The organism is Nocardioides sp. 31GB23 (assembly GCF_040012395.1).
GTDB classification, from domain to species: Bacteria; Actinomycetota; Actinomycetes; order Propionibacteriales; family Nocardioidaceae; genus Nocardioides; species Nocardioides salarius.
On the sequence record NZ_JBDYKJ010000085.1, the window covers coordinates 1 to 19,092 of the forward strand.

Annotated in this window: 21 protein-coding genes; 12 read left to right on the forward strand and 9 right to left on the reverse strand. The window is 72.8% G+C overall.

From position 1 onward, the window contains the following. The 5 genes from ABKW28_RS20160 to trxA form a co-directional block, all read left to right on the forward strand. Positions 1 to 835, forward strand: an 835-nt coding sequence (locus ABKW28_RS20160; protein ID WP_348612740.1) for a discoidin domain-containing protein, incomplete at its 5' end; no start/stop codon positions are given. A gap of 7 nt (positions 836 to 842) precedes the next feature. Beyond that, positions 843 to 1,565 (forward strand): RNA polymerase sigma factor SigM, encoded by a 723-nt coding sequence (gene sigM, locus ABKW28_RS20165; RefSeq protein ID WP_348612742.1) that lies wholly within the window; start codon positions 843 to 845, stop codon positions 1,563 to 1,565. Between the two features lie 133 nt (positions 1,566 to 1,698). Beyond that, positions 1,699 to 2,505, forward strand: a complete 807-nt coding sequence (locus ABKW28_RS20170; RefSeq protein WP_348612744.1) for a hypothetical protein — start codon at positions 1,699 to 1,701, stop codon at positions 2,503 to 2,505. A gap of 185 nt (positions 2,506 to 2,690) precedes the next feature. Beyond that, positions 2,691 to 3,686, forward strand: coding sequence for a thioredoxin-disulfide reductase (trxB, locus tag ABKW28_RS20175; protein WP_193670578.1), 996 nt, complete (start codon positions 2,691 to 2,693; stop codon positions 3,684 to 3,686). A 134-nt stretch (positions 3,687 to 3,820) separates the two neighbouring features. Further along, the gene (gene trxA / locus ABKW28_RS20180; protein WP_204797212.1) at positions 3,821 to 4,144 is read left to right on the forward strand and encodes a thioredoxin; all 324 of its coding nucleotides are present in this window, start codon (positions 3,821 to 3,823) and stop codon (positions 4,142 to 4,144) included. Between the two features lie 39 nt (positions 4,145 to 4,183). On the opposite strand, the gene ABKW28_RS20185 is transcribed toward trxA, so the two are convergent. Beyond that, positions 4,184 to 4,861, reverse strand: coding sequence for a GNAT family N-acetyltransferase (locus tag ABKW28_RS20185; RefSeq protein ID WP_193670577.1), 678 nt, complete (start codon positions 4,859 to 4,861; stop codon positions 4,184 to 4,186). Between the two features lie 100 nt (positions 4,862 to 4,961). Between ABKW28_RS20185 and ABKW28_RS20190 the strand changes: the two genes are divergently transcribed. Further along, positions 4,962 to 6,275, forward strand: a complete 1,314-nt coding sequence (locus tag ABKW28_RS20190) for a PLP-dependent aminotransferase family protein (RefSeq protein WP_193670576.1) — start codon at positions 4,962 to 4,964, stop codon at positions 6,273 to 6,275. 43 nt (positions 6,276 to 6,318) lie between these two features. Beyond that, positions 6,319 to 7,086, forward strand: a complete 768-nt coding sequence (locus ABKW28_RS20195) for a lysophospholipid acyltransferase family protein (protein WP_348612746.1) — start codon at positions 6,319 to 6,321, stop codon at positions 7,084 to 7,086. A gap of 157 nt (positions 7,087 to 7,243) precedes the next feature. On the opposite strand, the gene ABKW28_RS20200 is transcribed toward ABKW28_RS20195, so the two are convergent. The 8 genes from ABKW28_RS20200 to rpmH all read right to left on the reverse strand — a co-directional run bounded on the left by ABKW28_RS20200 (position 7,244) and on the right by rpmH (position 12,550). Next, positions 7,244 to 8,290, reverse strand: a complete 1,047-nt coding sequence (locus tag ABKW28_RS20200; protein WP_348612748.1) for a ParB/RepB/Spo0J family partition protein — start codon at positions 8,288 to 8,290, stop codon at positions 7,244 to 7,246. Further along, entirely contained in the window at positions 8,287 to 9,225 is a 939-nt protein-coding gene (locus ABKW28_RS20205) for a ParA family protein (RefSeq protein WP_341230187.1), read from the reverse strand. Before ABKW28_RS20205 ends, ABKW28_RS20200 begins: the two co-directional genes overlap by 4 nt. Positions 9,226 to 9,454: 229 nt before the next feature. Further along, complete coding sequence (gene rsmG, locus ABKW28_RS20210) at positions 9,455 to 10,144, reverse strand: 16S rRNA (guanine(527)-N(7))-methyltransferase RsmG (protein ID WP_348612750.1); 690 nt, start codon at positions 10,142 to 10,144, stop codon at positions 9,455 to 9,457. A 79-nt stretch (positions 10,145 to 10,223) separates the two neighbouring features. Then, the gene (locus ABKW28_RS20215; protein WP_348612760.1) at positions 10,224 to 10,751 is read right to left on the reverse strand and encodes a R3H domain-containing nucleic acid-binding protein; all 528 of its coding nucleotides are present in this window, start codon (positions 10,749 to 10,751) and stop codon (positions 10,224 to 10,226) included. 8 nt (positions 10,752 to 10,759) lie between these two features. Then, positions 10,760 to 11,764: a membrane protein insertase YidC gene (yidC, locus tag ABKW28_RS20220; protein ID WP_348612752.1), complete on the reverse strand. Its 1,005-nt coding sequence runs from the start codon at positions 11,762 to 11,764 to the stop codon at positions 10,760 to 10,762. Between the two features lie 3 nt (positions 11,765 to 11,767). Further along, positions 11,768 to 12,064: a membrane protein insertion efficiency factor YidD gene (yidD, locus tag ABKW28_RS20225; RefSeq protein WP_341230190.1), complete on the reverse strand. Its 297-nt coding sequence runs from the start codon at positions 12,062 to 12,064 to the stop codon at positions 11,768 to 11,770. Continuing rightward, positions 12,061 to 12,393: a ribonuclease P protein component gene (rnpA, locus tag ABKW28_RS20230; RefSeq protein WP_348612754.1), complete on the reverse strand. Its 333-nt coding sequence runs from the start codon at positions 12,391 to 12,393 to the stop codon at positions 12,061 to 12,063. The genes yidD and rnpA overlap by 4 nt, the downstream gene beginning before the upstream one ends. A 19-nt stretch (positions 12,394 to 12,412) precedes the next feature. Then, positions 12,413 to 12,550 carry a 50S ribosomal protein L34 gene (gene rpmH / locus ABKW28_RS20235; protein ID WP_193670570.1) on the reverse strand — a complete coding sequence of 46 codons (138 nt, stop codon included), beginning with the start codon at positions 12,548 to 12,550 and terminating at the stop codon, positions 12,413 to 12,415. A 592-nt stretch (positions 12,551 to 13,142) separates the two neighbouring features. Here rpmH and dnaA point away from each other — a divergent pair. The 5 genes from dnaA to ABKW28_RS20260 all read left to right on the forward strand — a co-directional run bounded on the left by dnaA (position 13,143) and on the right by ABKW28_RS20260 (position 18,837). Next, a complete protein-coding gene (gene dnaA, locus ABKW28_RS20240) occupies positions 13,143 to 14,546 on the forward strand; it encodes a chromosomal replication initiator protein DnaA (protein WP_348612762.1) in 1,404 nt (467 codons plus the stop codon). Between the two features lie 384 nt (positions 14,547 to 14,930). Next, complete coding sequence (gene dnaN / locus ABKW28_RS20245) at positions 14,931 to 16,070, forward strand: DNA polymerase III subunit beta (protein ID WP_193670568.1); 1,140 nt, start codon at positions 14,931 to 14,933, stop codon at positions 16,068 to 16,070. 65 nt (positions 16,071 to 16,135) lie between these two features. Then, positions 16,136 to 17,053, forward strand: coding sequence for a phosphogluconate dehydrogenase (NAD(+)-dependent, decarboxylating) (gnd, locus tag ABKW28_RS20250; RefSeq protein ID WP_348612756.1), 918 nt, complete (start codon positions 16,136 to 16,138; stop codon positions 17,051 to 17,053). Between the two features lies 1 nt (position 17,054). Continuing rightward, complete coding sequence (gene recF / locus ABKW28_RS20255; protein ID WP_193670566.1) at positions 17,055 to 18,251, forward strand: DNA replication/repair protein RecF; 1,197 nt, start codon at positions 17,055 to 17,057, stop codon at positions 18,249 to 18,251. Further along, positions 18,241 to 18,837, forward strand: coding sequence for a DciA family protein (locus ABKW28_RS20260; protein WP_348612758.1), 597 nt, complete (start codon positions 18,241 to 18,243; stop codon positions 18,835 to 18,837). Before recF ends, ABKW28_RS20260 begins: the two co-directional genes overlap by 11 nt. The last annotated feature ends 255 nt before the right edge of the window (positions 18,838 to 19,092 follow it).

Genomic DNA, 19,092 nt, shown 5'->3' on the forward strand with positions numbered 1-19,092 from the left:
CCTCTTCGCCCCCGAGCCCCCCGACGGTGGTCCCGTACGACGCCCCCGTCCCGGCGCCGCGGCCGCCACCGGCGCGGGCGACTACTGGCCGTGGGACACCGGCCACGGCACCGGCACTGGTCACGGCACTGGGACAGGCACGGGTGTGGGCGCCCTCGGGTCGATGACCCACACCGGCAGCGGCGTCCTCGGCGAGGGCGTGGGCGTCGAGGACGACCAGGTGCCGGGCCGCAGCACCTTCCGGCTGGCCGCGCTGCTGCTGGCGGGCGTGCTGCTGGTGGTCGCGGTGGCCGTGGCCTTCAACCTGGGGCGCGGGCGCACCCCGCTGGGCAGCGTCCCCGAGGACGAGGCGTCCTCCACGCCGGGCTCGTCGGCCACCGCCTCGGCGACCCCGGAGCCGCTGACCGGCCTCAGCGTCACCGACCTCGACCCGCAGGCCGCGCCGCCCGAGGAGAACCCCGAGCTCACGGGCGACACCGTCGACGGCGACCCCGCCACCAGCTGGCGCACCGAGACCTACAAGCAGGACCTCGGCCCGGCCGGCCTCAAGACCGGCGTCGGGCTCGTCGTCGACCTCGGGAGCGCCGCCGAGGTCCGCTCGGTCGAGCTCGACCTGGTCGGGGAGGGCTCCCAGGTCGAGCTCTACGTCACCGAGGAGGCGCCCACCGTGGTGGCCGACCTCGAGCCGGTCGCCGAGGTGACGGCCGGCTCCACCGAGAGCATCGAGCTCGAGGAGGCCGTCGCCGGCCGCTACGTGACCATCTGGTTCACCTCGCTGCCCGACGTCGCCGACGGCTTCCGCGGCGAGGTCTCGGAGATCCGGGTGCTCGGATGAGCACGCGATGAGGGGTCACCGCCAGGACGAGCGCCCGCTCGCCGAGCTCGACGACCGCGCCCTGCTGGCCGCCCACGTCGCCGGTCGCGAGGGCGCGTTCGGGGAGCTCTTCGGCCGGCACCGCGACCGGCTCTGGGCGGTGGCGCTGCGCACGACCGGCCAGCCCGAGGACGCCGCCGACGGCCTCCAGGACGCCCTGGTCGCGGCCTACCGGCGCGCCGGCTCCTTCCGCGGCGACGCCGCGGTCACCACGTGGCTGCACCGCATCGTCGTCAACGCGTGCCTCGACCGGCTGCGGGCCGCCCGCGTGCGGCGTACCGACCGGCTGCCCGACGACCTCGAGGAGTACGGCGAGCGCGGCGACACCCGCACCGCCACCGCCGAGACCGACGACCCGGCCGAGCAGTCGGTGCGGGCCGAGCGGCGCCGCGCGGTCCTCGACGCGCTGGGCCGGATCAGCCCCGAGCAGCGCGCCGCCATCGTGCTGGTCGACATGGAGGGCTACCCCGTGGCCGAGGCGGCACGCATCCTCGACGTCGCGGCCGGCACCGTGAAGTCGCGCTGCTCGCGTGGGCGGGCCCGCCTCGCGGCCCACCTCGCCGAGCTGCTCGTCGACGACGACACCGCCCCGGGTGACCCGCACCACCCGCCGACGGGGAACCCGGGAGGCCCGGCGCGCGTCAGACCGGACGACCCGCGCGGACCACCCGCGTCACCGTCCCGCCCCTGAGAGCCGGCGAGGTGGCCGACCCCGGCCACCGGCATCCGGAGGCCACGGGCGAGGATGATCCGTCGGGCGTCGCACGAGACCGACCCCGCACCGCACGCACCCCCACCACCCCCACGACGTCGAAGGAGGCGAGATGACCGGGCACCCAGCACCCTCCCCCGAGGAGGAGGCTCGACTGCGACGTCTCCTCGCCGACGCGCGCCACGAGGCCCCGGTGCCCGCCGACGTCGCCACCCGGCTCGACGAGGTCCTGGGCCGGCTCGAGGCCGGTGAGGACGTGCCCAGCGGCATCAGCGGCACCGGCGTGCTCGAGCTCGCCGCGGCCCGCCGTCGCCGCGCGGCTTCGATGCTGGTCGCAGCCGCGGCCGTGGTCGCCGTCGGGATCGGTCTGGGCCAGGTCGTCGACCTCTCGGGCGGCTCCAGCGCCGACTCCAGCGCCGGCTCCGACGGCGCCGCCGAGAGCTCCGTGAGCGCCGAGCGGGACGAGGAGCGTGAGCGCTCGGCCGCCCCCGACCGCGGCGACACCGGCGAGGGCGGGTCCAGCCCCGGCGGCGCGGCCGCCAACGACGTCGGCCCGGGCACCACGATGATGCGCGAGGAGCCCCGGCGCGCCGTCGTCGTCGTCGACCGCCGGCTGGCCCGCGTGGGCGACGACTCCTTCAGCGACGACTCCGCCGTCGTGCAGCGTCGCGCCATCCGCCGCGGCGGAGGGCCCTCCGCCCGGGTCGCCCGGCTGCGTGCCGCGCCGCGCCCGGTCGCACGCCGCTGGCAGGACTGCGCGCCCGCCGAGTGGGGCGAGGGCATCCCGGTCGCGGTCCTCTACGACGGCGAGCCGGCCGTGCTCGCCTTCCGGGCACCCGCCGGCGACAGCCAGGTCGTCGACCTGCTGCAGTGCGGCACCGGCGGCGTGCTGCGCAGCACCACGCTCCCCCGCCCCTGACCCGCCCCTGACCCGTCGCTGACCGGCCGCCGACCTGCCTCGCGCCGGTCGCGGGTCCGTCACGGGCCGGACACCCGCCGGGCACCCCGTTCCGGGAGCGCGCGGGAATGCGGCTCACCTAGGATCGGTTGGACCCCACGGACCAGGAACCGGTCCAACCCCCTGACCGAGGAGCAGCTGGACGCATGGCCGAGAACGACATCCGCAACGTGATCATCATCGGCTCGGGCCCCGCCGGGTACACCGCGGCGGTCTACGCCGCTCGTGCCAACCTGCACCCGCTGGTGTTCGAGGGCTCCGTCACCGCCGGCGGTGCGCTGATGAACACCACCGAGGTCGAGAACTTCCCGGGCTTCCGCGACGGCATCATGGGCCCCGCCCTGATGGACGAGATGCGCGGGCAGGCCGAGCGCTTCGGCGCCGAGCTGGTGGCCGACGACGTGGTCGAGGTCGACCTGACCGGCGACGTCAAGACGGTCCGCACCGCCACCGACACCCACCGGGCGCACGCGGTGATCCTGGCGACCGGCTCGGGCTACCGCGAGCTGGGCCTGCCCAACGAGAAGGCGCTCTCGGGCCGCGGCGTCTCCTGGTGCGCCACCTGCGACGGGTTCTTCTTCCGCGACCAGCACATCGCCGTGGTCGGCGGTGGCGACTCCGCCATCGAGGAGGCCACCTTCCTGACCCGCTTCGGGTCGAAGGTCTCCCTGATCGTGCGCCGCGACGAGCTACGCGCCTCCAAGATCATGCAGGAGCGCGCCTTCGCCGACCCCAAGCTCGAGATCATCTGGAACAGCAAGGTCGCCGAGATCAACGGCACCGACAAGCTCGAGTCGCTCACGCTGGAGGACACCACCACCGGCGAGCAGCGCTCGCTCGACGCCACCGGCCTGTTCATCGCCATCGGCCACGACCCGCGCTCGGAGCTGCTGGTGGGCCAGGTCGACCTCGACGACAACGGCTACGTGCTCGCCGAGCACCCCAGCACCGGCACCAACCAGCCCGGTGTCTTCGCGTGCGGCGACCTGGTCGACCACCAGTACCGCCAGGCGATCACCGCCGCCGGCACCGGCTGCGCGGCCGCGCTCGACGCCGAGCGCTTCCTCGCCGAGCTGGAGCACGTCGCGGCCAACCCGGCCGAGGCGCAGGAGCGCGCCGACGCCGAGGTCGTCGGAGCCTGAGCCGGCGAGCCCCGTGGGGCCGTGGAACATCGCGGCACCCGGCGGCGTTCCTCACCCAGCACCCCGCACCACCAGCACCACCCCGGCACCCAGCCACCACACAGCCATCACCACAGATCCCGAAAGGTCCCACCATGGGCAACATCTCCGCCGTGACCGACGCCGAGTTCGACCAGACGGTCCTGATGGCCGACAAGCCGGTCCTCGTGGACTTCTGGGCCGAGTGGTGCGGGCCGTGCCGCCAGGTCGCCCCGATCCTCGACGAGCTCGCCGGTGCGCACGGCGACAAGATCACGTTCTTGAAGATGAACGTCGACGAGAACCCCGTGACCCCCTCGTCCTACCGGGTCACCGGCATCCCGACGATCAACGTCTACCAGGGCGGCGAGGTCGTCAAGACCATCGTCGGCGCCCGCCCGAAGGCCGCGCTGCTCAAGGAGCTGGCCGACTTCATCTGATCGGCGGCTCCACCCACGCGTGACCGGACCCCCGGTGCCTCACGGCGCCGGGGGTTCGCTGCGCTCGGCCGCCGGGACCGCGACCGGCCGCACCGCGCCGCGCAGCCGCTCGATCGCGGCCTCCACCTCGTCGCGCCAGGTCAGCACCGAGCCGAGGTCCATCCGCATCCGTGGCGTCAGCGGGTGGGGGCGCTGGGTGCCGAAGCCCACCCCGCCGAGGAAGCCCACCGGCAGCGCGCAGCCGGCGACCTGCGACCCTCCCCACGCACGCGGCCCGTGCCCGGGCACCAGGTCGGTGCGCCCGAAGGCCTCCACCGCGCGGATCCCGCCGCGCCCGAGCAGGTCGCGGGCCATCGCCTGCACCAGCACCCGCCCCAGGCCCCCGCCGGCGTGCACCGGGTCGACGTACCCGCTGACGAGCAGCACGGCGTCGGGCGAGACCGGGGAGGTCGCGAAGGCGTCGGCTCCGGGCACGAACGCCGGCGGCGCGTAGACCAGGTGGCCCACGGCGCGTCCGTCGACCAGCACCACCCGCCCGCAGGAGCCCCACTCGCGCAGCACCCCGGAGGTCCAGGCGGCACGCTCCTCGGCCGCCTCGCGCGGCGTGCAGGCGCGGGCCCGGCGCACCGGGTCGAGCTGCCAGACCGCGCAGGTGCGGCACGGCGCGTCGAGCTCCTCGAGCAGGTCCAGCGTCAGCCGGACGACCCTGCGTGCCACCTGCCACACCCGCCTCACCGTGGACTGTGAGCCGTTCGACCCGCCCACCACGCGATCTGCGCGTGCGCGCGAGCCCGGCATCCCTCATGCTAGACCTGTCATGGATTCCACACCCGCGCGCTCGCAGACCCGCCTCGACTCCTTCGTCGACCTCTACGCCGCGCGCACGGCCGGCATGACCGCATCGGAGATCCGGGCCCTCTTCGCCGTCGCCTCCCGGCCCGAGGTCGTCTCGCTGGCCGGCGGGATGCCCAACATCTCCGGGCTGCCGCTCGACGTCGTCGGTGGCGCGATCGGCGAGCTCGTCGAGAAGCACGGCACCGTGGCGATGCAGTACGGCTCGGGCCAGGGCGTGCCCGAGCTGCGCGAGCAGATCACCGACGTGATGCGGCTCGAGGGCATCGAGGCCCACCCCGACGACGTCGTGGTCACGGTGGGCTCCCAGCAGGCCGTCGACCTGGTCACCCGCGTCTTCTGCGACCCCGGCGACGTGGTGATCTGCGAGGCGCCGTCGTACGTCGGCGCGCTGGGCGTCTTCCGCGCCTACCAGGCCGAGGTCGTGCACGCCGAGATGGACGCGCACGGGCTGGTGCCCGAGGCGCTGCGCCAGGCGATCGCCTCGGTCAAGGCTGCCGGCAAGACGATCAAGTTCCTCTACACGATCCCGAACTTCCACAACCCCGCCGGCGTGACCATGTCGGCCCAGCGGCGCACCGAGGTGCTCGAGATCTGTCGCGAGGAGGGCGTGCTGATCCTCGAGGACAACCCCTACGGGCTGCTGGGCTTCGAGCGCGAGCCGCTGCGCGCGCTGCGCGCCGACGAGGCCGACACCGTGATCTACCTCGGGTCCTTCTCCAAGACCTTCGCCCCCGGCTTCCGGGTCGGCTGGGCGCTGGCGCCGCACCCGGTGCGCGAGAAGCTGGTGCTGGCTCAGGAGTCCGCGACCCTGTGCCCCCCGCAGTTCTCGCAGATGGCGGTGTCGTCCTACCTGGCCAGCCACGACTGGGTCGGACAGATCAAGCAGTTCCGCGAGATGTACCGCGAGCGCCGCGACGCCATGGTCTCCGCGCTCGACGACCTGATGCCCGCCGGTTGCACGTGGAACGTGCCCGAGGGCGGCTTCTACGTCTGGCTGGGCCTGCCCCCGGGCATCGACGCCAAGGCGATGCTGCCGCGGGCCGTCACGGCCCGGGTGGCCTACGTGCCCGGCACCGCGTTCTACGCCGACGGCTTCGGCTCCAGCGCCATGCGCCTGTCGTTCTGCTACCCCACCCCGGAGCGGATCCGCGAGGGCGTGCGCCGCCTCGCCGGGGTGCTCGAGGCCGAGATCGAGCTGCGCGCGACGTTCGGCGCGACGCTGCCCGAGCGCGGCCTGCCGGCCGGCTACGACGCGCCCGGCAGCGACGTCAGCTGAGCAACGGCGGGGCGGTGCCTGCGCACGTGGCAGGATCAGGCCCGTGCTGGACCTGACCTATCCCCCGATCATCCTCGCAGCCAAGACCGGATTCCGGCTGCTGGGCCAGCGCATCACGATGACGGGCACCGAGCACGTGCCACGTGAGGGCGGTGTGCTCCTCGCCTGCAACCACATCGGGTACGTCGACTTCGTCTACGGCGGCCTGGCCGCCAACCCCTCGGGTCGCCTGGTCCGGTTCATGGCCAAGCGGGAGATCTTCGACCACCCGCTGGGCGGGCCGCTGATGCGCTCGCTGCACCACATCGAGGTCGACCGCGGCGAGGGCCTGGCCTCCTTCCGCACCGCCGTCGACTTCCTGCAGCAGGGCGAGGCCGTGGGCATCTTCCCCGAAGCCACCATCTCGCGCTCGATGGACCTCAAGGAGTTCAAGACCGGCGCCGTGCGGATCGCCGCCCAGGCCGGCGTGCCGATCGTGCCGGTGATCCTGTGGGGCACCCAGCGGATGATGACCAAGGACCACCCCCGCGACTTCTCGCGGGGCAAGACCATCTCGCTGACGGTGGGCGAGCCGATGCACCCCGACGGCAGCGACCCGGTGGGCCAGACCGCCCAGCTGCGGGAGCGGATGTCGTCGATGCTCGACGACGCCATCGCGGCCTACCCGGCCGACGAGCAGCCCCCCGGCTCCTGGTGGGTGCCCGCGCGCCACGGTGGCTCCGCCCCGACCCCCGACGAGGCCGCCCGGCTCGACGTCGAGGAGAAGCGCGCCCGCGCGGCCAAGCGGGCCGCCAAGCGCGCCCAGGGCTGACCCTCCCCCGCCGCCCCGAGGAGCTTCATCGGCCGGCCGACGGATCTGTCGGGTGGACGATGAAGCTTCGTCGTCCACCCGGGAGTTCTATCGGCCGGCCGATGAAACTACAGGTCTCTTTGTCGACAAAGAGATATATCGATTGAAAGACGTGTCGCTAGATCGGCCGGTCCCGGCGGTTGCGGGGGTCGATGACGTCGATGATGCGCTGCAGGTCGTCCATCGTGGCGAACTCGACGCTGATCTTGCCCTTGCTGCGTCCCATGTCGACCTTGACCCGGGTCTCCAGGCGGTCCGAGAGCCGCTCAGCGATGTCGGCGAGACCCGGCGCCGACGGCTTGGACCGCCGGGTGCGCGGGCCGGGCCGGTCGTGGTCGCCGACGGCGACGATCTCCTCGAGCCCACGCACGCTGATGCCCTCCGAGACCACCCGCTGGGCCAGCCGGTCCTGCAGGTCGGCGTCGTCGACCGCGAGCAGGCTGCGCGCGTGCCCGGCCGAGAGCACTCCCGCGGCGACCCGGCGCTGCACGGCGGGGCTGAGCCGCAGCAGGCGCAGGGTGTTGGAGATCTGGGGGCGCGAGCGCCCGATCCGCTGGGCCAGCTCGTCGTGCGTGCAGCCGAAGTCCTCGAGCAGCTGGGCGTAGGCCGAGGCCTCCTCCAGCGGGTTGAGCTCCGAGCGGTGCAGGTTCTCCAGCAGCGCGTCGCGCAGCATGTCGGTGTCGTCGGTCTCGCGCACGATCGCCGGGATGGCGGTCAGGCCGGCCTCCTGCGACGCGCGCCAGCGCCGCTCGCCCATGACCAGCTCGAAGCTTTCGTCGGCGACGCGACGCACGACGATCGGCTGGAGCAGCCCGACCTCGCGGATCGAGTGCACCAGCTCGGCCATCGCGTCCTCGTCGAACACCTGGCGCGGCTGCACCCGGTTGGGGACGATCTGGGCCACCGGGATCTCGCTGAACCAGGCCCCGTGCACCGGCGCTAGCCCGGGGTCGACGCTCCCACCTTCGTCACCATCGGGTGCACCGTCCGCGGCGGACCGGTCGGCACCGTCGGTGCCGGCGTCGTGCTGTGACGGAGAGGCGTCCTGGGTGGCACCGGGGCCACCCGTTCGCCCGACCTCGGGGTCGGCGGCGGGGGAGGTGGGGATCAGCGATCCGAGGCCCCGACCGAGGCCGCGGCGCGTGGCGGGACGAGGTGCGTTCACGAGCGGACTCCTCGGTGGGTGATCTCGCGTGCCGCCTCCAGGTAGGACAGCGCGCCGGGCGAACCCGGATCGTAGGTCATCACCGTCTGCGCGTAGGACGGCGCCTCGGAGACCCGGACCGAGCGGGGGATGGCGGTGCGCAGCACCTGGTCGCCGAAGTGCTCGCGGACCTCCTCCGCGACCCCCGCCGCCAGCCGGGTGCGCCCGTCGTACATCGTGACCAGGATCGTGGAGACCGACAGCGCCGGGTTGAGGTGCGCCTTGACCATGTCGACGGTCTCGAGCAGCTGGCCGAGCCCCTCCAGCGCGTAGTACTCGGCCTGGATCGGGATCAGCATCTCCTCGCCCGCCACCAGGGCGTTGAGCGTGAGCAGCCCCAGGGACGGCGGGCAGTCGACGATCACGTAGTCGAACCGGTCGTCGCCGGCCTCGGCGGCCGTGCCCACCCCCGGGTGGCCGTGGATGGCCTTGCGCAGCCTGCCCTCCCGGGCCACCACGCTGACGAGCTCGATCTCGGCGCCGGCGAGGTCGATCGTCGCCGGGACCACCCAGAGGTTGTCCACCTCGGGGCACGGGCTGATGACGTCGGTGAGCGGCGCTCCGTCGACCAGCGCGTCGTAGGTGCTCGGGACGCCGCGGTGGTGGTCGACGTTCAGCGCCGTGGAGGCGTTGCCCTGGGGGTCCAGGTCGATCACCAGGACCCGCTGCCCCAGCTGGGCGAGGGCTGCGGCCACGTTGACGGTGGTGGTGGTCTTGCCCACGCCGCCCTTCTGGTTGGCCACCACGAAGACCCGGGTGGCGTCGGGGCGGGGAGCCGGGGGCAGGGACCGGGACCGCAGGCGCACCGAGAGGCTGTGCTCGGCGGCCCGAGCCAGGGGAGTGGCCTCGTCCGCGAAGCCGGACGGCTGGTCGGCCAGGTCCGCCGCGGTCCGCACCCGGTACGCCGCTACCGGCGTCGCGCCGGTTTCACGTGGAACATCGGGTCCCTGGTCGCCGGTTTCACGTGAAACATCATCGGGGCCGACCATCGGAACTCCTGTGGATAAACTGTTGAAACTGTGGACAACCACGCTCAGACCGCGCTCCGGACCGGTGGATAACTCTGGGGACAGAGGTGGAGCCCCCACGCTGCACCGATGCTCGGCCGACGTGGCACCACCTGGGTCACCTGGGGCCGGACCGACGCGACTGACGACGAGCCCGCTTGCCGCCAGCGCCGGAACGCCCCGCCTTCGCGGCGCCCGCGCGCTGCGGCGGCCACGATACCGAGGCCGGGTCCCCCCAGGCCACTCGCAGCACCCAGGTCGCCTCCTCCAGCACGGATTCGCCGAGGCGGCCGATCTCGGGCTCAGCGCATCGCCAGACGGCCAGCTCGGCGCGCGTCCGCTCGACCTCCTCGGCGACCGAGGAGCCCTTCATCGCCAGGAGGGCGCCCGAGGGGGCGACCAACGGCATCGACCAGCCGAGGAGGCGCTCCAGGGGAGCGACCGCCCGAGAGGTGACGACGTCGAAGGTGCGGCGCCCGTGCACCTCCTCGGCCCGTGCGCGGACCACCTCGACCTGTCCGGCGAGCTCGAGCTCGGCGACGACCTCCTCCAGGAAGACGGTGCGTCGCAGCAGGGGCTCCACCAGGGTCACCCGGACGTCTGGACGGGCCAGCGCCAGCACCAGGCCGGGAAGGCCGGCCCCCGACCCGATGTCACAGACCTCGACGCCGGGCGGCACCCACTCCGAGAGCACGGCGCTGTTGAGCAGGTGCCGGTCCCAGAGCCGGGGGACCTCCCGGGGCCCGATCAGGCCTCGCTCCACCCCGGCCTCGGCCAGCAGCGCGGCATACCGCTCGACGGCTGCCATCCGCTCGGACGGGAACACCCCCCGGGCCACGTCGGGCACGGGGGGTGTTTCACGTGAAACCGAGCCCGGAGGCCGCTCCTCACTCAGGGAGGATCACCACGTAGCGACGCGGCTCGACGCCCTCGGACTCCGAGCCCAGCCCAGCGGCCGCGACGGCGTCGTGCACGACCTTGCGCTCGAACGGGCTCATCGGCTCGAGGTCGACGCGCCGACCGGACTCCCGCGCCTCGGCACACTTCTCGGCGGCCAGCGCCTCGAGCTGGGTGCGCTTCTCGGCACGGAACCCCGAGATGTCGAGCATCAGCCGCGACCGCTCGCCGGTCTCACGGTAGACGGCCAGACGGGTCAGCTCCTGGAGCGCGTCGAGCACCTCGCCACGAGCACCCACCAGCTGGGAGAGGTCGGCACCCACGATCGAGACGGCCGCACGGTCGCCCTCGACGTCCATGTCGAGGTCGCCGTCGAGGTCGGCGATGTCGAGGAGCTCCTCGAGGTAGTCCGCGGCGATGTCGCCCTCGTTCTCGAGGCGCTCGACGCGCGAGCTGTCGCTCTCACCTGCGACGGCCGGCTCGGCCTGCTCCTGCTCGGCACTGACGTCCTGGGTCACGTCCTGGGTCACGAGGAACCTCCGTTGGTCGAGTCCGGCTTGGGGTTGCCGGTCTGCCGGCGCTGCTGCCGGGTCTGCTTCTTGGGCTGCTGGCGCTGCGCAGGGCGGCGCGGCGTCGGGGGAGCGGTCGGCTCGTCGACGGCGACCACGTCACCGTGCTTGACGGCCTTCGCCTTCTCGCGCTCGGCCTTGGCATCGAAGGCCGGCGTGCCGGGGGCGGGGTTGTTGCGGATCACGTAGAACTGCTGGCCCATCGTCCACAGGTTGGAGGTCGTCCAGTAGAGGAGCACACCGATCGGGAAGGCCACGCCACCGAGGCCGAAGGCGACGGGGAGCACGTAGAGCAGCATCTTCTGCTGCTGCGCGTAGGGCCCGGACAGCGCGTCCGCCGGCATGTTCTTGCTCATCAGCTGGCGCTGGGTGAAGAAGGTGGTGGCCGTCATGGCGAGCACCAGCACCAGCGCCAGGAACATCACGCCCGGGTCGCCGCCGCCCTCGCGCCAGATGCCGGCCTGCCAGAAGCTGTCGGCGATCGGGATCTGGCCGAAGATCTTCGCGTCACCGAACTGGCGCGCCAGGTCCTCGGTCAGGAAGCCGTGCGCGGTCTGGTTCTTCGCGGCCTGGTCGAGCAGCCGGAAGAGGGTGAAGAAGATCGGCATCTGCAGCAGCAGCGGCAGGCAGGACGCGAACGGGTTGGTGCCCGAGTCCTTGTAGAGCTTCATCGTCTCCTGGGCGAGACGCTCCCGGTCGTGGCCGTACTTCTTCTGCAGCTCCTTGACCTTCGGCTGGATCAGCTGCATGTTGCGGCTGGCCTTGATCTGCTTGACGAACAGCGGGATCAGCAGCGCGCGGATGACCAGGGTCAGGCCGACGATGGAGAGCACCCACGACATGCCGCCCGCTGGATCGAGACCGAGCAGGTCGAACAGCTTGTGCCAGCCGATCAGGATGCCCGAGATGGCGTAGTAGAGCGGCGTCGCGATGAAGCCGAAGATGTCGCCGATGATGCCCACCGATCAGGCTCCTTGCTGGGTCGAGTGCGGGGAGGGTGCGGGGCTGCTGCGTGCCGGAGGTTCCGCACCGGGTGGTGAGGAGCCCCGCGCGGGCGGCACCGGGTCGTAGCCCCCGGCCGCCCACGGGTGGCAGCGACCGACGCGCCGGGTGGCCAGCCACGTGCCCCTCAGACTGCCATGCACCTGCACGGCCTCGAGGGCGTACGCCGAGCACGAGGGGTGGTAGCGGCAGACCTGGCCGTAGATCGGGCTCACCACGGCGCGGTAGACGCGCAGCAGCGCGACCAGCACGTGCTTCACGGCCGTACCCGCTGCAGGCAGCGGTCGAGGTCGGTGCCGAGCTCGGCGTACGACGCCTGGGCAGCGGCGGGCAGCGCCCGGACCACGAGCACAGCAGAGCCCGGGAGCGTCGAGACGTGCTCCCGGGCCAGGTGGCGCAGTCGGCGCTTCACGCGGTTGCGAACCACGGCGTTGCCCACGGCCTTGCTGACCACGAACCCGATGCGCACCTCGTCATCGTCGCCGACCAGGAGGTGCGCCACCAGCGTCCGTGACCCCGCGCGCCGACCTCGGCGTGAGGCGGCTCGGAAGTCCGAGCCGTCACGCAGACGGTGGGCGGCGGGGAGCAACGGCCGAGGGGGCCGTCGCTCAGACCGAGATGCTCTTGCGGCCCTTGCGGCGCCGCGAGTTCAGGATGGAGCGGCCGGCGCGGGTGCGCATGCGCAGGCGGAAGCCGTGCACCTTGTGGCGGCGGCGGTTGTTCGGCTGGTACGTACGCTTGCTCACGGCTGATGTTCTCTTTCGCTGGACGTCTGTGCAGTGTCGACCCGGCCAGGACGAGGGGGTCTCCCCGTCGGCGGCGCGGGTTGTGCCCGTGCGCGGACGCACGGTCGGTGTCGCCCTTCGGCTGCCACCGCCCACCCACGACGCAGGCCCCGCGGGTGCGGGGTTCGGCGTGGACATGCGGCACCAGTCGACATCTAGTGACCGGCCAACGGTACGCGCGCGGCGAGACCAGGGTCAAACCCTCGCGACCGTCCTGTGCATCGACCCCGCGAACCTGTGGAGAACGTCTTGCTGGTGCCCGCGTGAGCGGGTTAGGTTCGAGGACGTCGAAGCGCCGTTCGACGCCGCACCGACAGGGCCCCCACCGGTCCTCAGCACGTGCGGCACGACCTCGCCGTACCGCCGCTGACCTGCGAAGACAAGATCCAGGACGGTCACGGCGTGCCGGGAGGCGCCCCGGGGCGACCCGCCCCCAACACCCCGCTCACAGCCTGTGGAAAAGCCTGTGGAACGAGGTGGCCCAGATCGGACCAGGCAGGAGATCCACCTCGTGGAGGACAGCAGCTCGGAGCTCGGGAACGCGTGGGCCAGCGTGCTCGCGGACCTGCAGCCCAACCAGCGGGCCTGGCTGCGCGCCAGCGAGCCGGTGACCCTGCACGGGAACACCGCGATCGTGGCCGTGCCCAACGACTTCACCCGCAACCAGCTCGAGGGCCGGCTGCGCGGCCAGCTCGAGGACGCCCTGACGGTGCGGTTCGGGCGCGAGATCCGGATCGCGGTCACCGTGAACCCCGAGCTCGAGGAGAACGTCGCCGAGCCCACGCCCCTGCCGGCCGACGACACGGGTCGATATGTCGACATGTCCCCTTCGGTGGTCCCGCCGCCGACCGAGGCGCCTCGCCAGCACGTGCCCGACGAGCGGGACGCCCCCGCCCCGGCGCAGGCCCCCAGCGCCCTGGAGACCCGGCTCAACCCGAAGTACACCTTCGAGACCTTCGTCATCGGCTCCTCCAACCGCTTCCCGCACGCCGCGGCCGTGGCGGTGGCCGAGGCGCCCGGCAAGGCCTACAACCCGCTGCTCGTCTACGGCGACTCCGGGCTGGGCAAGACCCACCTGCTGCACGCCATCGGCCACTACGTCCGCTCGCTCTACAACGGCGCCAAGGTGCGCTACGTCTCGAGCGAGGAGTTCACCAACGAGTTCATCAACGCGATCCGCGACGACCGGCAGGACCGGTTCAAGCGGCGCTACCGCGACGTCGACGTCCTGCTGATCGACGACATCCAGTTCCTGGAGGGCAAGACCCAGACCCAGGAGGAGTTCTTCCACACCTTCAACACGCTGCACAACGCCAACAAGCAGATCGTGCTGACCTCCGACAGGCCCCCCAAGCGCCTCGAGGCCCTCGAGGACCGGTTGCGCAACCGCTTCGAGTGGGGCCTGATCACCGACGTCCAGCCCCCCGACCTCGAGACCCGCATCGCCATCCTGCGCAAGAAGGCCGCGATGGACCGGCTCACGGCGCCGCCCGACGTGCTCGAGTTCATCGCCTCCAAGATCCAGACCAACATCCGCGAGCTCGAGGGCGCGCTGATCCGGGTCACGGCCTTCGCGAACCTCAACCGCCAGGAGGTCGACATGACCCTGGCCGAGATCGTCCTCAAGGACCTGATCCCCGAGGGCGGCGAGCCCGAGATCACCGCCGGGCTGATCATCGCCCAGACCGCCGCCTACTTCGGGCTGGCCATCGACGAGCTCACCGGGCCCAGCCGCGGACGGCACCTGGTGATGGCGCGCCAGATCGCGATGTACCTGTGCCGCGAGCTGACCGAGCTCTCGTTGCCCAAGATCGGTGCGCAGTTCGGCAACCGCGACCACACGACCGTGATGTACGCCGACCGCAAGATCAACCAGCTGCTCGCCGAGCGCCGCGCGGTCTTCAACCAGGTCAGCGAGCTCACCAACCGGGTCAAGCTGCAGGCCCGCCAGGGCTGAGCCCACCCCCAGATCGCCGCGGAGCCTGTGGAGCAACCACCCCCGGCACTACGAACTACACGGGGAGGATCTGTGGAACCGCAAGGGCGAGCCGGGCACGACCACCGCCCGGTGCACACGCCCACGCTGCTCGTCCGGATCCTCCTCCACAGCCCCTGTGCACAACGATCGAGCGTGCTGACCTGCGGGTTTCATGTTCCTCCACAGTTTCCACCGCTGCTATGACTCCTACGGACCTCCATCAAGGTCACGAGACCCGTCAACTCCTCCCAGGCCCCCTCCCTGGGGAAAACGCCCCGGACCTCCCGACGGCGCCGGCCTCGTGGCAGGATTCGTCTCCCACCGCCCGCTGACCGCGCCCGCCTCGAAGAAGGACTCCCCACCGTGAAGTTCCGCGTCGAACGTGACGTGCTCGCCGACGCCGTCGCGTGGGCAGCTCGCAGCCTCCCGGTCCGACCCAGCGTGCCCGTGCTCGCGGGGCTGCTGGTCGAGGCCACCGACCAGGGCCTGCTCCTGTCGACCTTCGACTACGAGACGTCGGCGCGGGCCACGCTGCCGGCGGAGGTCTCGGGCGAGGGTCGCGCGCTGGTCAGCGGTCGCCTCCTCGCCGACATCTGCCGCAGCCTGCCCGCGAAGCCGGTCGAGATGGTGCTCGACGGCGCCCGCGTCTCGCTCACCTGCGGATCCGCCCGGTTCAGCCTGCAGACCATGCCGGTCGAGGACTACCCCTCGTTGCCCGAGATGCCGGCCGCGACCGGCACCGTGCAGAGCGACCTGTTCGCCCACGCGGTCGCCCAGGCCATCACCGCGGCCGGCCGGGACGACATGCTCCCCGTGCTGACCGGCGTGCGCATCGAGATCGACGGCTCGTCGATCTCGTTGCTGGCCACCGACCGGTTCCGGCTCTCCCAGCGCGAGCTCGGCTGGGACCCCCGCACCCCCGACGAGTCGATGGCCGCACTCGTGCCCGCCAAGGTGCTCGGCGACACCGCCAAGTCCCTGACCGCCGGCAGCGAGGTGACCATCGCGCTGGCCGCCAGCGGCTCGGGCGAGGGCATCATCGGCTTCGAGGGCGCGGCCGGCGGCGGGATCCGGCGTACGACGACCCGGTTGCTCGACGGCGAGTTCCCCAAGGTCCGCAGCCTCTTCCCCAGCGAGCACCTCACGGTGGCCAAGGTCGACAAGGCGGCGCTGATCGAGTCGGTCAAGCGCGTCTCGCTGGTCGCTGAGCGCAACACCGCCGTCCAGCTCGCCTTCAGCGAGGGCGTGCTGACCCTCGACGCCGGATCCGGCGACGAGGCGCAGGCCTCCGAGTCGATCGAGGCCGACGTCGACGGCGAGGCGCTGACCACCGGGTTCAACCCCCAGTTCCTCCTCGACGGCCTGACCGCGATCGACGAGTCGGTCGTCGAGCTGGCCTTCACGCAGGCCTCCAAGCCCGTGGTGATCAGCGGATCCCCGGCCGAGGGCGACACCGACCCCGGCTTCCGCTACCTGCTGATGCCGCGGCGCCTGCTCTCGTAGGCGTGCCTGCGCACGACCTCGCAGACCGACCACCCGCAGACCGGCCCCACAGCAAGGAGCGCACCATGGACATCGGACTCGTCGGACTCGGCAAGATGGGCGGCAACATGCGCACCCGCCTGCGCAACGCCGGCCACACCGTCATCGGCTTCGACCTGGACCCCGAGAAGCGCGACGTCGACAGCCTCGAGGCGATGGTCGAGGCGCTGCCCTCGCCCAAGGTCGTGTGGGTGATGGTCCCCTCCGGCAAGATCACCCAGGACACCGTCGACGCGCTCGGCGAGCTGCTCGGCGAGGGCGACCTGGTCATCGACGGCGGCAACTCGCGCTGGACCGACGACCAGGCGCACGCCGCCCAGCTCGGCGAGAAGGGCATCGGCTTCCTCGACTGCGGCGTCTCCGGCGGGGTCTGGGGCCTCGAGAACGGCTATGCGCTGATGTACGGCGGCAGCGCCGACGACGTCGCGACCGCCCAGCCGATCTTCGACGCCCTCAAGCCCGAGGGTGACTTCGGGGCGGTGCACGCCGGCAAGGTCGGCGCCGGGCACTTCTCGAAGATGGTGCACAACGGCATCGAGTACGCCGTCATGCAGTCCTACGCCGAGGGCTGGGAGCTGCTGCAGGCCGTCGACGTCGTCGACAACACCACCGAGGTCTTCCGCTCCTGGCGCGAGGGCACCGTGATCCGCTCCTGGCTGCTCGACCTTCTCGTGGGCGCCCTCGACGACGACCCGGGCCTGGCCTCGATCGCCGGGTACGCCGACGACTCGGGCGAGGGCCGCTGGACCGTCGAGGCCGGCATCGAGAACGCCGTGGCCACCCCGGCCATCACCGCCGCCCTCTACGCCCGCTTCGTCTCCCGCCAGGACGACTCCCCCGCCATGAAGGCGGTGGCCGCCATGCGCAACCAGTTCGGTGGCCACGCCGTCAAGGGCGTGGAGAGGTCCGGCGGCGAGCCCGGCCCGGATCCCGACCTGGCATGACGTGCACGTCTCGCACCTGACCCTGCACGACTTCCGCTCCTACGCCTCGGCCGAGGTGGCGCTGGAGCCGGGCGCCACGGCGTTCATCGGCCGCAACGGCCAGGGCAAGACCAACCTGGTCGAGGCGATCGACTACCTCTCCCGGCTCTCCTCCCACCGGGTCGCCTCCGACGCGCCGCTGGTGCGCGCGGGAGCCGACCAGGCGGTGGTGCGTGCGGCCGTGGTCCGCGACGGGCGCACGGCGGTGCTCGAGGTCGAGGTGAACCCGGGGCGCAGCAACCGGGCGCGGGTCAACCGCTCGCCGCTGCCCCGCGCCCGCGAGATCGTCGGACTGGTGCGCACGGTGGTCTTCTCGCCCGAGGACCTGGTGCTGGTCAAGGGCGACCCCTCCGACCGGCGCCGCTTCCTCGACGACCTGCTGGTGCTGCGCGCCCCGCGGTTGGCCGGGGTGCGCGCCGACTACGACCGGGTGCTGCGCCAGCGCAACTCGCTGCTCAAGACCGCCGGGCAGGCGCGGCGCGGCTCCTCCTCCCAGGAGGGGGCGCTGGCCACCCTCTCGGTGTGGGACGACCACCTGACCCGCACCGGCGGCGAGCTGCTCGCCGAGCGGATCGCCCTGGTCGACGCGCTGCGGCCCTACCTGGCCCGTGCCTACCAGAGCGTCGCGCGGGGAGCGGGCCGCGACGACGCGGCGCTGGAGTACCGCCCCAGCCTCGAGCTCGACGGGGCCCGCTCGGCGGGTGAGCTCGCGGCGGCCCTGCTGGCCGAGGTCGAGCGCCGCCGCGGCGACGAGCTCGACCGCGGCGTCTCGCTGGTGGGACCGCACCGCGACGACCTGCTGCTCAGCCTGGGCCACGGCGCGGGCCCGGACGAAGGGCCCGACGGCGGGCCCGACGGCGAGGGGTCGCCGCCGCGTCTGCCGGTCAAGGGCTACGCCTCGCACGGCGAGTCCTGGTCGTTCGCGCTGGCGCTGCGGCTGGCGTCGTACGACCTGCTGCGCGACGACGGCGACGACCCGATCCTGATCCTCGACGACGTCTTCGCCGAGCTCGACACCGAGCGCCGCGAGCAGCTGGCCGACCTGGTGGCCGGTGCCGAGCAGGTGCTGGTGACCGCGGCCGTGGCCGCCGACGTGCCGAAGGCGCTGTCGGGGGTGCGCTACCTCGTCGGTGGCGGCGAGGTGCGTCGTGAGCCCTGAGCCCACCGACGGATCCTCCGGCGGATCCTCCGGCGAGGACCACGAGGACCCGGCGGCGCAGCCGGGCGAGGGCGAGGGCGAGGAGCACCGGGCCGACGGGCTCGAGCTGGCCCGCCGCATCGCCCGGGCCACGGCGGGCGCGGGCGGCTCCCCGGCGCGGCGCCGCAAGCCGCGTCGCGCGGGTGGCGACCCCGCCGGCAACAAGGGGTCCGGCTCGCACCCCGACGACCGCGACCCGCAGACCCTCGACGCCACGCTGGGCCGGCTGGTCGCCGACCACGGCTGGGAGCTCGACCTGCGGGTCCACGGGGTCTTCGGGCGCTGGGTGGAGATGGTGGGCGGCGAGGTGGCCGGGCACTGCACCCCCGAGTCCTTCGCCGACGGCCGGCTGGTGGTGCGCACCGACTCCACCGCCTGGGCCACCCAGCTGCGGCTGCTGGCGCCCTCGCTCGTACGCCGCCTCAACGAGGAGCTGGGCCACGGCACCGTGACCGTCATTGAGGTGCTCGGCCCGCACCTGCCCACCTGGCGCAAGGGCCCGCGCTCGGTGCGCGACGGCCGCGGGCCGCGCGACACCTACGGCTGAGCCGGCGAGGTCGTCGAGCAGGGGGGCGGCTCCGGCACAGGCGATCTGGGGCCCTCTCGGTGGTACCCGTACCCGTCGACACCCCTGGGAGGCGCTCCCAGACACCTCCCTGCGGCCGTGAGGGAGTCTTTTCACGGTCGCGACACCTGACACCTGGGGACGAAGCGTGTCCTGGGGCCCGCAGAGCGGTAGCATGGCCCCCGGGTCGCCTCTGGCGACCCGACCCATGTCCTGGCTCGTCGCACGAGCCTGCAA